Below are 14,680 nucleotides of genomic sequence, written 5' to 3' on the forward strand. Positions count from 1 at the left end.
TTTGGGATAAGGTGGCAATAGTTTCTTCGTTAAGGTATCCAATCCAGGTGGATTTATGCAGAAGGGACCGAACGCAAAAAGACGCCTCTCGGACGATCCGAAAGGCGCTTCTCAGAAAGCATCTATTAGAATGTTGCCAGAATGATAACCAACAAAATATACAGTACCAGAACAACCGCTGCGCTAGAGTATCCAACTCCTGACATTGGCGACTTCCTCCTTCCTGCCCGTCGAATCTTGCGTTATAGCCTGGTATATCCTATGCCGGGCAGGGCGGATGGGTATGGACGAATGTCTAACTTTGCGCCAGAAAAGGGGTTAATTCACCTAAATGGCAGACATCCAGGTGATGGAGCGCACGGGTGCAAGCCGTGTAAAACAGCTTGCGCTCCTTCGCCTCCGCGTAGATATCCGCCCCGGCGTCGTAGAGAATGACGGCGTCGAACTCGAGCCCTTTGGCGAGATACGCCGGCATGATCATGACGCCTGCCTCATAGTGCAGCGTCTCCTTCGTGATCCGCGCCAGACCCGGCAGCAGCGGCAGCAAGCCCGCATATGCCGATTCCGTCTCGCGAGCGGTCTTGCACAGAATCGCGACGGAGCCGGCGCCGCCGCGCTGCCGCGTGAGCGCCGCGTCCGCCACGAGGCGGCGCAGCTCGTTCTCGTCCGCCGCACGCAGGATGCGCGGTGGCTCGCCGCTGCGCGAGAACGGCTCGATCGGCTCGCCGAACGGCAGCACGCGGCTGGCGAAATCGACGATTTCACGCGTCGACCGATAGCTCTTCACGAGACGGATCGTCTCCGTCTCTTCTTCTTTCATCAGCTCGCTGATCGAGCTGTATTCGTTCTTGGAGCCTTGAGCGTCCGCGTCAGAAGCGTTCGCATGCGTGAAAATCCCTTGGTTCCAGTCGCCCAGCAGCGTAAATCTGGCGCGCGGGAACAGCTTCTTCAAATACGCGTAGTGGAAAGGCGAATAATCCTGCGCCTCGTCCACCAGACAGTAGCGGATCGTTCCTACCCGCAGCTGGCCTTCCACAAGGCCCTTCAGATAAACAAGCGGCGTTGCATCCTCGTAATGCAGCAGCCCTGCATCCAGCGCGCCGGCCGTGAAAGCGGAGATGCGGTCCCAATCTTCCGGAAGCTGCCCGCCCGTCAGCTCTTGATGCAATTCTTGGTTCGCGTAGAGCTCGCGGTACATGCCAAGCACGTCGACGTAAGCAAGATTACGCGCCTTCTCCTTCAGCGGAGCAATCGCCTTGTGCGCTTTGATTTTGCTCAGCTTCTTCATCTCCGGCTCCGTGCCCATATATTTGGGTTCCCGCACCATTTTGCGGTAAAAGCGTTTCTGGGCGTCGGCCTGGATCGCATCAAGCTTCTCCAGCATCCATTCGGACAGCTGTTCCATGCGTTCGCCGAGCGCTAGAATCGAAGCTTTGCTGTAGAAGCGCTCGCTCAATTCACCGGCGGTTATCAGCACCTTCTGGCCCACCGCCAGATCGACGAAGCGGAGGCCGCCGCTCTTCAGCTTCTCGCCGTAAGCTTCGATAACGTTCAGGAAAGCCGCCGACGCTTTGTACTGAATGCCTTGCAGCCGCGCCCGGTAGTCGGAGTCCTGCTCCGTGCCCGTCAGAATGAATTCCAGTTGATCATAAGGATCTTCGAGCTTCAGACCGGTGCTGCCCAATTTGTGATTCAAATAGTCTTGAAACGTCGTCTGCTGCATCGTCGCTTCACCGAGCTCCGGAAGCACGTGCGACACATAATCGCTGAACAGAGAGTTCGGCGAGAACAAAATCATATTGTCGGAGCTGAGCGTCGTCCGGTATTTGTAGAGCAAATACGCGATGCGCTGCAGTGCGACCGACGTCTTGCCGCTGCCGGCCGCGCCCTGTACGACCAGCACCTTGTGCCGGTCATCGCGGATGATCTGGTTCTGCTCGCGCTGGATCGTCGTCACGATGCTGTGCATCTTCTCGTCGGCGCTGCGGCTGAGCATCTTCTGCAGCATCTCGTCGCCGATGGAAATGCCCGTGTCGAACACGTCCTGCAGCTCGCCGGCCTTAATAATGTATTGGCGTTTGAGCAGCAGCTCGCCGCTGACATCCATCTCCGGCGTGCGGTACGTTGCCGGCCCCGGCGGATAGTCATAGAATAAGCTGGCAATCGGCGCACGCCAGTCATAAATTAGAATTTCATCCGAATTCGGATCGATGAAGGAGGTAAGACCGATATAGATCTTCTCCCGGTCCTGCTCCCCGCGCTCCAGGAAATCAATGCGTGCGAAATACGGCGCATCGACAACGCGCTGCAGCTTATACAGCGCATCCTGCGCGACCTGATAGCTGCGCTTCTGGCCGAGCAGGACATGCTCCTGCTGGGCCATGCTCGCCGCCGTCTCGATCACATCGTCCGCATTGTCCGCATTGACGGAGATGTCGTCCCAGAAGCTGCGGCCGATGGCCGTCACTTCGGCGCGGCGTTGATCCACCGTTTCGCCTAAATCGACGATTCGTTCTTGAATGCGGGAGCGAACAGAGGAAACACGCCGCGCTTCCCGTTCTCTTTCTTCATGATCAATTGGCATCTGTATCTTCCTCCTGCCTATTTGTATACCCCGTGAATCACTTCTTCAAACTCGGGTTCTTCCATATGTACATCATCCATATCGCCCCAGAGGCTGACGACTCTCAGCACGTCCATCGCCTTCAGTTCCTGGCGGTTGCACGCAACGGTAAGCACATTCGCTTCTTGCGATACCAGCCGGAACGGCTGCTCCCAGTCCGCAGGGATACGAATATCGCCGCGGTACGTAATTTTCAAGATCGTCGGCAAGCCGATTCTGTCTCTTAACGTATCGATTGAGCCGTCATAGCCGATCTGCCCGTGATTGATGACAATCACCCGCCGGCATAGCTGCTCGATATCGTCCATATCATGCGTCGTGAGCAAAATGGTTTTGCCGAAGTCCCGGTTCAACGTCTGCAGGAAGCCGCGAATGTTCTTCTTCGCTACAACGTCAAGCCCGATCGTCGGCTCGTCGAGGAATAAAATATCGGGATCATGGAGCATGGAAGCCGCCAGATCCGCCCGCATCCGCTGGCCCAGCGAGAGCTTGCGCACCGGCATATCCAGCAGCTCTTTCAGCTCCAGCAGCTCGCTCAGCTCACCAAGCCTCCGGCGGGCGACACTCTCGTCAACGCGGTACATGGCCGTTAAAATTTCATAGGAATCTTTCACCGGCAGATCCCACCACAGCTGGCTGCGCTGGCCGAAGACGACCCCAAGCTTGCCAACCACGCGCCTTCGATGCTTCTGCGGGCTGTAGCCATGAATCAGTACTTCCCCCGAAGTCGGATGAAGGATGCCGGTCAGCATCTTGATCGTCGTGGATTTGCCAGCTCCGTTAGGTCCAATATACCCGACGAACTCGCCGGATTCAATCTCAAAGCTCAGATCCCGCACCGCTTCCTTCTCTCTGTAAGCCCGCGAGAACAACGTTCGAAGACCGGCAAACCGGCCTTCCTGAATGATCGGGGTCTGGAATGTTTTTCGCAAATTCGTCACGGTAATCATAGGTTCCCTTCCTCCTTCATGTCATTAACTGCCCGTACTTTGATAGCGGGATAGCCCAAGCTTCCAGAACCGAATCGCCAGCCACAGCGCTGCACACGCGACAGCCGTCGTACCTAGCAGCAGCCAGATACCGCCCTGGTGCCTGATCACATATAAAGCCGGTATATAGTTCACGAAAGCGACGGGTACAAGCACCATCAGCGCACCTTGCAGCCATTTGGGATACAGCGAGAGCGGGTAGCGCGCTGCCGTATGCGTGGCGTCTTCCGTCATATTCTGCAAATATTCGATCCGTGTCAGCCAGAAGCCGGAAGCGGCTGTTGCCAGCCCGATGGCGAATAAAATGACCGCTCCGCTGACGATGATTAATGCCGTTAACGGAATCGCTGGCCAGCCGATTTGCCCCAATGCCATAAGCGCTTTCATCGAAATGGCCAGCAGCACGAGGCCTTGCCCGATTTCGGCGAAGAGTACCCGCGAGTTCTGGGTCATCAGCGCCAGCAGTACCGGAACGGGACGAATCAGCAGCGCATCCAGATCGCCGGATACGAGATATTTCTCGAGATGATGCACATCCGAAGCCAGCGTCCGGTAGATCGCTTTGGAGATCATGATGACTCCGTACAAATAACACACCTCATACAGCGACCAACCTTTGATATCGCCGAAACGCATCATGACCAGCGCCACCATAAGAAATTCCGAAATTTGTATGCATGCCGCCATAGCGGTTGAGAATAGAAAATTAAACTTGTATTGCATCCTGCTGCGCAAGCTCGCCTTAATTAACATCATAAATAATTTCACGGACATCATCCGCCCTGCACCTCCAGCTTCCTCCGGACCAGGTGTGTGGCGGCCAGACAGACAAAAGTAAACCCGATGCCCCATAGGAGGGCTCCGAGCATGGCTGTTCCTTCTTCAAGTCCCATATAAATTCGGGTCGGATAATAAAGCAAATACGGATATGGCGTATATTGGCTGATCGTTCGCAGCCACCCTGGCAGCCATTCCAGCGGAATGAAGAATCCGGAGAGCAGCGTGCTCAGCGAGTAACTCAGCCAGTAGAGCCAGCGGGATTCCGTGGTCCATAAGGCGGCCACACCGATGAGATAATTCATGCAAATGGAGATATAAGCTGCTGATACGAGCGCGAGCGCCGTCCAGCCGTATACGGAAGCCTTGTGCGGAAGCTGTAAGGAGAAGATGAAGTAGTAGAGGGTGTAAATCGGGATGAACTTATAAACGAACTGGTACCACACCTGGCCCCATTCCTTGCTCATCGCTTGATAGAACAAGTGGACGGGCCGCATCAGATCGACCGCAATTTGACCGGTGCGCACCGACTGTTCGAGCCCAAGTCCGTTCGTCGTGAATTGCGTGATCCAGAGGATCGCCTGGTTGAAGGCGATATAGCCGACCATGCCTCTTACACCGTATTCGCCGAGCGACGAGTCGGACCCGAGTCCCGTCCAAATGCTGGCGTAGATAAAGCCGAAAACCGCGCTTACAGCGTTATGCAGCAGATGCGAGCCGCGGAACTGCAAATTTTTTGCGTATGCCTTGCGGGCCAAAACCGCGAAAAGCATAAAACACCTCCTCTGTTTTTTAATGCCTAAAAAACTTTTCTACTGCAGCCGCAGCGTAGAGACGGAGTTCCATATTACCAAATATGCCCTGGGGATGGCAATGATTTTTTTCGAGCCCCGGGGGACACGTGGGTCGCGTGGCACGGCTAACGGACACAGCGGACCTTATTCGGCCGGGCGGGGCCGAATTCAACTTCTAACGGACACGGTTGCGCTTATTTGTCCCTTTTCGGCGTGCGATCGTCGAAAAGTGGGCAAATAAGCGCACGTGGGTCCGTTAGATCCGGCCATGCGGCGGTTTCGCGCATTTAGCGGCCGCTGTGTCCGTTAGCGCCTTCCGGCTCCCGCGGGGCACGCCGCCAAAACAAAAAAAGGATGCCCCCAGGGCATCCTTCCTCATCTACTGCACGCTTGCCGGCTTCGCCTCAGGAGGCGTACTGCTCTGCTCCTCTGCCCGCAGCTTCGTGCCAGGGTCGTCGAACTCGGCATTGTAGCTAGGCTGCGACGACTTCGTCAAATAATCATGATCAATATGTTCGGCCAAATACTGCTTACCGAAGAGCAAATCATACTGCACGTTCCTATAGTCGTCCAAGAGCGATTTCACGGATTCTGGCGCTTCGGCATGAAGCGTTTGGTCCTGATCTACAACGAGATTGCTCAGCAATCCCGGCACCTTGTCAGCCAACTCCGCGTTCAACGTGAAATTCGCCGTCTTTTCCATATGAAGCATATCCAGTACGTGAGCGCCTAAGAAGGAATCGCTCAAGAGCGGAATATCCTGCTTCGGCATATCGAAGTTGGACCAGGTGACCAGCGGAATGCTGTGCATTTTCTTCACTTCTTCCAGTGACCAATCATTGGCGTTGCTGGTAGATAGGAAGCCCGCTTCCTTATACACCTGATAATCCAGACCCAGCATAGGCAAATGGTCACCATAGAAAACAATCATCGTCGGCTCATCCGAATCTTTGAAATGGTCGATGAGCATTTGCAAGCTTTGATCGGCATCATGCGCGCCTTGCGTGTAGGTTTCGAGAATTGTTTTGGCTTGCGGCGTCAGGTTGCCTTCAGCCTTGAATTGATTTTCGCCGTACCGCGGGTCATCGTAAGGGCCATGATTCTGCATCGTGACCGTATAGATGAACATCGGCTCTTCCGTTTTGTCCACTTCATTCATAATATTGCGGGACACCTCGGCATCGGAGATGAAGTACCCCTTCGTTTCCGGATTCACGAAATGCTCGCTGCTTTTGAAAGATTCGAAGCCCAGCTGCTTATAGACCGAGTTCCGGTCCCAAAACCAGCCTTCATAAGAATGAATCCCCATGCTTTTATAGCCTTGATCGGCGAAATAACTCGCCAAGCTCGGAACAGGCTTGCTGACGTACTGCTGGTACGGAATGGATCCGCCCGGCAGGAAGCTCATGGAATTGCCTGTCAGCACTTCGAATTCGACGTTACTCGTACCCCCGCCGAATTGCGGGGACAGCAAGTACCCGGAGGATGATTCCTTCTGCAGCCGATGAACGGTAGGCAGAGGATCTTGGCTGAATTTGACATTCGGCAGCAGCGTAGGGTCCCAGAAGGCTTCGCTCATGATGAAAATAACGTTCGGCTTTTTGCTTGGCTGGGCGCTCGCCGAAACCACTTTCGCCGCAGGTGCCGGTTCCTTCTGCGATACCTCTCCGATCGAAGCCGCGACTGTCGCTATCGCTTCACTGCTGTACGTTTCCGGCTTCTGCACGATCGAATTTTTCACATTCAACGTAAAAGCCAGCGCCGTTCCATTATTCGCATAATTCTCCTGCTGGTTCCATACAATTTCACTCACGCCCGCATGATCCAGAATTTTGCCGGCTAACGGTGTTTTAATCCCAAATGCATATAAGGCATAGAGCGAAAACAGCCCTAACCCAATTCTGGAGATGACTGGAAGGGTAGAGCGCGGTATCACCCATCTTAATACTAGAACGATGACAACCGCCGCCGCTACTGCACCGATTCGTAGAAGTGCCGCTTTACCTGTAACTAGGGATGCAATATCCATACTTTCTTTGTTGAGCAAAATATCCCACGGGAAGAACGGCTCCCCGATCATTGTCACCTTCATGTAAGAAATCAAGGCCATGAGGCCAAGCAGCAGGGTGGAGATCGCTCCGGAGATCGCCAAGGATCCCACCAAAGCGTAAATAAAAGCCAGGAAAAAGAAAGTAATTCCTACATTTAATAGAAAAAGCGGTTCATTGGAGGATATCCATTTCATCGTATCCTGCAGCGAGCCGCGTTCTAACAGCTCCATACCGGCTACTGAACAGACAGGCAACAGAATGAAAAAAAGCAATAGGGAAATCGTCGCTCCCAGACGTTGTGTTCTCGTCTTCTTACTCGGTTTCTTCCGAAGACGGCTCCGGGGCTTCACATTGGGGTGCATCTTGCATCACTCTCCTCTAGCCCCTATTGTAAACCCCAATTATGAAGAAAATATGTAGATAACCTTAAAGGAACCTTAGGGAACCCATTTCCTTCCATTATTTAAGGCCGGCCAACCACGACGCCAACGCCTTTAGTTCCTCTTCTTTGAGTGCGACTTGAAACGGTGGCATTCCGCCGCCACCCTTCTGTATGCGCTTCACGATTTCCTCCTCGGTCAAGCGCTCGCCGACTTTTTGAATGTTCGGACCTTCTCCGCCCTGTAATTGATTACCATGACAAGAGATACAAAAGTTTTGATAAACCTGTTGCGGATCCGACTTGGCAGGTGTGGTTTGCGCTTCTTTGTGGCTCTCATTTCCATTTCCGCAGGCGGATAACCCCAATGCCACAATCATCATGCTTCCAATCAGCAGCTTAGTTTTCATGTGCAGGAAACTCCTTAACGACATATTTCCCTTCATCATAACAGAGCCAAGGCTGGAGAAGAAAGAAGTTCACTAGAGTGTCATAGACGTAAACCCTGGGCTTGCTTCTAACCTTGGGTTAGAGGATGCCGCTGCCTGCTTGAGTGATAGTGATAGTATGTGAAACGCATAATCGATTTATTTCGGCGTCAGGCTGTAAATAATGTGTAACGTGCACAAAATAAAAAGACATGGCGGAGCTTATACTCCTGACCATGTCTCGGGTTATTTCAACTTCATATCAACTCGCTGCTTACACCAATTTGAGACGAATCACGTTCCATGATGCTTTGCCAAGCGTTGCAACAATACGGCCGTTGCCATCGACGGTTGCGCTGCCTCCATTGTGGGGCTTCACACGGTCATGGGCATCGATCGTATTCGCGGCCTTCAAATCGTCATGCTCCATCACGATATGCTGAATGACTTGAGAGGCTCCGAAGCTGCGCAGATCAAGCTCCAGCGGAAGCGCTTCTGTCAAGTGGCGGTTAACGGCGAAGACGGTGACTTCATCTTTCTCCTCATTATGTACCGCTACAGCCTCCAGATAAGGAACGTCCGTGTAGTCTTTCGCGTCATACTTCGGCGATTTGATCAGCGGCACCAAGACGGTTCCGCGCCCGAAAACGCTGGCGTGCATATACGGGTAATAGATTGTTTGTTTCCAAGCTGCCCCGCCGTTTGCTGTCATAATAGGTGCGATGACATTAACGAGCTGTGCCAAGCAGGCCATTTTCACGCGGTCCGCCCGTTTCAGCATGGATATGAGCATGCACCCTACGAGCAGCGCATCTTCATGATTGTATATGTCTTCAAGCTGCGGCGGAGCGATGGACCACGGCTCGATGCGGCGGTCAGCTTCATTAGAGTGGTACCACACGTTCCATTCGTCGAAAGACAGGTTGATTTTCTTCTTGCCGCGCTTCTTAGCTTGAACATAGTCCGCCGTCGATATAACCGTATGGATGAAGCGGTCCATCCCCATGGACTGGGCCAGGAAGTTAGCGGAATCCTTGTCGCGGTTGCCGTAATACTGATGCAGCGAAATGTAATCGACATGATTATAAGTATGCTCGAGCACGGTCGCCTCCCATTCCGGGAAGGTCGCCATGGTCAAGCTGGAGCTGCCGCAAGCTACAAGCTCGATCGACGGGTCCACCCACTTCATGACTTTGGCCGTTTCACAAGCAACGCGGCCGTATTCGAGCGCCGTTTTGGCTCCCGTCTGCCATGGACCGTCCATTTCGTTGCCTAGGCACCACGTTTTGATGTTATGGGGAGCCTTGTACCCGTGCGAAATACGCAAATCGCTCCAATACGTCCCGCCTTGAATATTGGAGTATTCAATAATATCTCTGGCTTCATCCGGTCCGCGGGTTCCGAGATTCACAGCCATCATAGCTTCGGTGTTCGCCTTACGGCACCAATCCATAAATTCATTAAGGCCGACCAGATTCGGCTCAATCGTGCGCCATGCCAGATCCAGTCTTCTTGGGCGCTTCTCCACCGGTCCGATGCCATCCTCCCAGTTATAGCCGGATACAAAGTTCCCCCCCGGATATCGAACGATCGGCACATCCAAACCTTTGACCAGCTCCAATACGTCCGCCCGGAAACCCTGCTCATCCGCTTGCGGATGTCCGGGTTCATAAATGCCCCCATAGACAGCGCGGCCCAAATGCTCGATAAAGGATCCGTAAATACGGGAATCCACTTCGCCAACTTTGAAATCTTTGTCAATAATCATGCTTGCTTTCATAGACATTACCTTCACCTCGTCGTATAATTAATAAAAATATAAATCAATTAATATAAATACAATGTTATTGTCTTTATTAAACAATAAACTCCGCCCGATTTCAACCCTTTCCTTGCGGATGTTTTGGATTTATATTTATATGAATCAGTCGCTGAAGGAGTCGATCTCATGATATACGCAACAACGGAGCGCAAATGGCTGCCGCTCTATGAGGCTTTGGCCAGCGAGGTGCGGCTGCACATCCTGGAGCTGCTCGCGGTGCAGGAGATGAATGTGAAGGATCTTGCCGCAACGCTCGGTCTGAGCAGCGCCATTGTGACGATGCATGTCAAAAAGCTGGAAGCCGGAGGGCTCATTCGCACGGCCCTTGTGCGCAAACAAGGCGGCACGCACAAAATCTGCACCTTGGCCGCGGATAGCGTGCACTTACAGCTGCCGCAGCAGCAAAGCGAGCCGCAGCGCACGTTCGACGAAGTGTCCGTCCCCATCGGGCACTACACGCGCTTCGAGGTACAGCCTACGTGCGGTCTCGCCACAGCCGACCATGTGATCGGGCAGTACGATGATCCGCGCTATTTTCTCGAGCCTGAGCGGATGCATGCGAAGATCCTGTGGTTCGGGAGCGGCTTCGTGGAATACCGCATCCCGAATTACGTGCTCCCCAGCCAAACGCTGGAGGAGATCGAGATTTCGCTGGAAATTGGCTCCGAAGCGCCGGGAGTTGCCGAGGATTGGCCGTCGGATATCCATTTCTACGTCAATGATACGCTGCTCGGCTATTGGACCAGTCCCGGCGATTCGGGGCAAGGCCGGGGCTTGTTAACCCCTGCTTGGTGGCCGGACTCTATCAACCAATACGGTTGGTTGAAAGTGATCCGGATCACCGAGCAGGGCACATTCCTTGACGGGCAGCGTCTGTCCGAAGTCACGATCAAGGACATCCGCATGTCGCGCAACGAGTGGACACTGCGGCTTGAAGTGCCGGCGGATGCGGCGCATGTCGGCGGGCTGACCTTGTACGGTGAAAGCTTTGGCAACTATAACCGGGATATCGTTTTTCGTACCTACCGCAGATAGAGAACGTGCTGTCCTGCGCATGCGCATGCGGGTGCGAGTGCGAGTGCGAATGCGAGTGCGGGCGCGAGTGCGGGACCTCCCCTCTTGGGCCATGTTATGTAAACTAAAAGTCATAACGGAAGGCGGCTTGCAATACAGTAAGGTAAATGACTGAGAGGGAGTTGAACCGTATGCAAGAACAACAGGCGCCTGTGCTAAGTGTGAAGGATTGGATGATTACCATCCTTCTGCTCGCCATTCCGATCGTGAATATCGTGCTGCTGTTCGTATGGGCCTTCAGCAAAAGCGAAAACCCGACAAAATCGAACTACGCCAAAGCCAGCTTAATCTGGGCAGCGATCGGGCTTGTCATTTATCTCGTTTTCGTCGTCATCATCTTCGGCACGATGATGTCCAGTATGAATACATAGTCTCCTGCAGCTATCCTCACTAAGCGGCTTATCCGCTGAGGATAGCTTTTTTTGGCGTTTCCCCATAAATGTCGTTCTTTCGAAGTATGCTATACTGTAAAAAAAGAAAAGGAGCCCTCGAAATGCCTGCACCCTTACATTGGAAGAAGTCATTATGGATCTTATGGGGGGCTAACTTTTCCATCATGTGCGGGATGAATCTGATCCTTCCGTTCCTGCCGCTCTACGTGGAAGAACTGGGCGTTCACGACGTAGGGGAAATCGTCAGGTGGACAGGCTGGATCGTCGCCGCCCAATTCATTACCTCGTTCCTCACGCAGCCCCTATGGGGAGCTATCGCGGACCGGCGTGGCCGCAAAATCATGCTGCTTCGCGCCGGCTTCGGCATGGCGGTCGTGACCGCCTTGATGGGAATTGTCACGGATCCGTGGCAGCTGCTCGCCTTGCGGCTGTTGAACGGATTCTTCTCCGGGTTCATCTCGATGGCCGTCTCTCTGCAAGCTTCGCTGACACCGGCGGAGCATTCCGGCAAATCGCTCGGCACGCTGCAGACGGGATCGATTGCCGGTTCGCTGATCGGCCCGCTAGTCGGGGGCTTGCTGGCCAGTATTATCGGCTACAGCCATGTGTTCTTCATCACCGGCGCTCTCATGCTCTGCGCCAGCCTGATTGTGATGATTTTCATACGTGAGGAGCGCAAGGCCCCTGCCCCGAAAAAAACAAAGCAGCGCACCGAATGGCGGCTGTTCCGGCCCCTGCTCCCTGTCTTCGCGGCATCCTTGATCATGCAAGTCGGGATGATGAGCATCGAGCCGATCGTGACCGTATATGCGAAGAACATCTACACCGGGAGCCATCTGGAGCTGCTCTCCGGCTTGGTCGTTGCGATTACGGGCATCGCCAACTTGTTCGGCGCCCCTTCCCTCGGACGTCTCGGCGATCGGATCGGTCAGCGCAAAACGCTCGTCATCGCGCTCTGTATGGCGGCACTCGCTTTCATTCCGCAGGCTTTCGCAACAGGCATCACAATGCTTCTGGTCGGAAGATTCCTGCTGGGACTGTTCATCGGCGGCATGATTCCGTCCCTCAACGTGCTGGTCAGAAAGCTCGCCCCGACGCAGATTCAAGGGACTGCCTACGGCTTTAACACCTCGTCGCTGTTTCTCGGCAACCTGTTGGGGCCGCTGCTCGGCAGTCACCTTGCCGCTGAGTTCGGGTTCAGGTCCGTGTTCATCGTCACGATGAGTATATTGCTGCTGAGCGCCGTATTTGTCTACTTCAACCGCAGCTTGGAGGGTTCGAGAACAGCCCCTACATAGCCAATTATCTAATCTACTTATGGAGGACATTTCATGAAACACGAAATTTTGTATAAAGGTGCATTTCCCATGCTGCGCGTGGAGCTGGAAGCCGGTGAGAACATCAAAGCCGAAGCCGGAGCCATGGTCTCCATGTCGCCGAATATCGAGCTGAAGGGCACCGTGGACGGCGGCATCATGCGCGGGCTGGGCCGGATGCTGAGCGGCGAGAAATTTTTCTTCCAGGAGCTGACGCCGACTCGGGGGTCTGGCGAAGTCTTACTGGCTCCGGCCGTCATCGGCGATATCGAGGCTGTGGAGCTGGACGGATCGTACAAGCTTTATGTACAAAAGGACGGCTTCCTTGCCGGAACCTCAGGCATTCAGGTGAATACGAAAATGCAAAATCTCATGAGCGGCTTCATGTCCGGTGAAGGCTTCTTCATTGTGGAGATTAGCGGCAGAGGCACGGTCTTCCTCTCCTCTTACGGCGCAATTCATGCCATCAATCTTGCGCCCGGGCAAGAGGTTGTCATCGACAACGGGCATCTTGTCGCTTGGCCGGATTATACCGCGTATACGATCGAGAAAGCCTCGAAAGGCTGGCTCTCCAGCTTTACGAGCGGCGAAGGCGTCGTCTGCCGGTTCCGCGGCGAGGGCGTCGTGCTCATTCAGACGCGCAATCCGCAGAGCTTCGGCGGGTGGCTGAAGCAGTTCATTCCGGGCAGCAGATAAGGAGCTGCTCGCCCGTTAATTCGTCCCCTTTCCGCGTGAACCGCGGGATGGGCCGATTAACGGGAGTTTTTCCTGTTACTCATCATTCGAGGCCCATCGGGCTACATTTAACAGGAGAATTTCCCGCTACGGGCGAGACTCTCGTGAAGGGTGGCCAGTTTTCTCGTTCTCGCCCTAGACAGAACTAGAATTACCACTGTATGGGAGAGACTCCTGTAAAGGGAGGCTTGTTATCTCATTCTCCTGCAGGGCGTAACTGGAATTTCTCCCGTTATTCCCGACAATATTAGCCCAGTTCTACGAATAAAGGGAATTCCTCCCGTTAATTCTTCCCTTTTCCGCGTAAAGACAGCGAATACGGGCCGATTAACGGGAGTTTTTCCTGTTACTCGCCATTCGAGGCCCCATCAGGCTTCATTTAACAGGAGAATTTCCCGCTATGGGCGAGACTCTCGTTGAGCGAGACACACTTCGTAGTGACTCCCCTGTTTTCCCCCTCGTCATTTGCCAAAAATTATGCTATGATGGTTCCAATACATAAACTCGGTTTTCTATAATAAACCACCGACATCTAGGAGGCCCCCGATTGGACGATAAATACCGCGTTCCAGCCATTGAACGCGCACACCTGATCCTGAAAGAAATCGCCGGCCAGCCAGGCAAGCTGAAGCTCATCGATATCTCGCGCGCGCTCCAAATCAACAAGAGCTCGATGTACTCCCTGCTGCTGACGCTGGAGAATCTCGGGTGGATCGAAAAGGAAGCCGGCGAAACATACCGCCTCGGACGCGAGCTTTCACGGCTCGGACATGCGGCTAACCAGCACCGCGACCTGAACGAGTCCTTCCACAAAGAGGCGTCCTTAACGAAGCTTAGGCTCGGGGAGTCGCTCCAGTTAGCCAAATTGGACGGCAATGAAGTACTCTACCTCGCCAAAGAGGAAGCGCTTACACCTGTCCGGCTGGCTTCCGGACCCGGCATGCGCCTGCCCGCACACGCCACTGCGCTCGGCAAGGTCATGCTCGCCGGTCTCACGGATGAGGAGCTCGACTCGCTGTACACGAAGGAGCAGGAGCCTTTTCCTCAGCTCACCGCGCATTCCATCACGACGCTGCAGGCGCTGAGAAGCTCTCTGGAACAAATCCGCAAGCAAGGCTATGCGCTGGATCTGGAGGAAGCCGTCCTCGGCTTCAGTTGTGCGGCCGCTCCGATTCGCAATGCGCAAGGGAACGTAATCGCCGCTGTCAGCTGCTCCATGATGTTGCCTCAGTGGGAACAGAAGAAGCAGATCTGTATAGATGAAGTATGCAAGCTGGCTCAACAATTATCCGAATAGCAA

12 protein-coding genes are annotated in these 14,680 nt (G+C 54.0%); 5 read left to right on the forward strand and 7 right to left on the reverse strand.

Annotation, left to right across the window (positions count from 1 at the left end):
• Positions 1–295: 295 nt before the first annotated feature.
• The 7 genes from helD to arfA form a co-directional block, all read right to left on the reverse strand.
• Positions 296–2,584 (reverse strand): RNA polymerase recycling motor HelD, encoded by a 2,289-nt coding sequence (gene helD, locus PUT07_RS06645; protein ID WP_274467038.1) that lies wholly within the window; start codon positions 2,582–2,584, stop codon positions 296–298.
• 17 nt (positions 2,585–2,601) lie between these two features.
• Positions 2,602–3,573 (reverse strand): ABC transporter ATP-binding protein, encoded by a 972-nt coding sequence (locus tag PUT07_RS06650; RefSeq protein WP_274467039.1) that lies wholly within the window; start codon positions 3,571–3,573, stop codon positions 2,602–2,604.
• Between the two features lie 24 nt (positions 3,574–3,597).
• The gene (locus tag PUT07_RS06655) at positions 3,598–4,389 is read right to left on the reverse strand and encodes an ABC transporter permease (RefSeq protein ID WP_274467040.1); all 792 of its coding nucleotides are present in this window, start codon (positions 4,387–4,389) and stop codon (positions 3,598–3,600) included.
• Positions 4,386–5,162: an ABC transporter permease gene (locus PUT07_RS06660; protein WP_274467041.1), complete on the reverse strand. Its 777-nt coding sequence runs from the start codon at positions 5,160–5,162 to the stop codon at positions 4,386–4,388. Before PUT07_RS06660 ends, PUT07_RS06655 begins: the two co-directional genes overlap by 4 nt.
• 400 nt (positions 5,163–5,562) lie before the next feature.
• Entirely contained in the window at positions 5,563–7,596 is a 2,034-nt protein-coding gene (locus PUT07_RS06665; protein ID WP_274467042.1) for an LTA synthase family protein, read from the reverse strand.
• 97 nt (positions 7,597–7,693) lie between these two features.
• Positions 7,694–8,023: a c-type cytochrome gene (locus tag PUT07_RS06670; protein WP_274467043.1), complete on the reverse strand. Its 330-nt coding sequence runs from the start codon at positions 8,021–8,023 to the stop codon at positions 7,694–7,696.
• A 292-nt stretch (positions 8,024–8,315) separates the two neighbouring features.
• A complete protein-coding gene (gene arfA / locus PUT07_RS06675) occupies positions 8,316–9,827 on the reverse strand; it encodes an arabinosylfuranosidase ArfA (RefSeq protein WP_274467044.1) in 1,512 nt (503 codons plus the stop codon).
• A gap of 162 nt (positions 9,828–9,989) precedes the next feature.
• Here arfA and PUT07_RS06680 point away from each other — a divergent pair, with 162 nt between their 5' ends.
• From PUT07_RS06680 to PUT07_RS06700, 5 genes are all read left to right on the forward strand, one after another.
• The gene (locus PUT07_RS06680; protein WP_274467045.1) at positions 9,990–10,898 is read left to right on the forward strand and encodes an ArsR/SmtB family transcription factor; all 909 of its coding nucleotides are present in this window, start codon (positions 9,990–9,992) and stop codon (positions 10,896–10,898) included.
• 170 nt (positions 10,899–11,068) lie between these two features.
• Positions 11,069–11,308, forward strand: a complete 240-nt coding sequence (locus tag PUT07_RS06685) for a hypothetical protein (protein ID WP_274467046.1) — start codon at positions 11,069–11,071, stop codon at positions 11,306–11,308.
• A gap of 122 nt (positions 11,309–11,430) precedes the next feature.
• Complete coding sequence (locus tag PUT07_RS06690) at positions 11,431–12,627, forward strand: MFS transporter (protein WP_274467047.1); 1,197 nt, start codon at positions 11,431–11,433, stop codon at positions 12,625–12,627.
• A 33-nt stretch (positions 12,628–12,660) separates the two neighbouring features.
• Positions 12,661–13,341 (forward strand): TIGR00266 family protein, encoded by a 681-nt coding sequence (locus PUT07_RS06695; protein WP_274467048.1) that lies wholly within the window; start codon positions 12,661–12,663, stop codon positions 13,339–13,341.
• Between the two features lie 586 nt (positions 13,342–13,927).
• Positions 13,928–14,677: an IclR family transcriptional regulator gene (locus tag PUT07_RS06700; protein ID WP_274467049.1), complete on the forward strand. Its 750-nt coding sequence runs from the start codon at positions 13,928–13,930 to the stop codon at positions 14,675–14,677.
• Positions 14,678–14,680: the final 3 nt, after the last annotated feature.

It is taken from the genome of Paenibacillus sp. MAHUQ-63 (genome assembly GCF_028765165.1).
In the GTDB taxonomy this organism is placed as follows: Bacteria; Bacillota; Bacilli; order Paenibacillales; family NBRC-103111; genus Paenibacillus_E.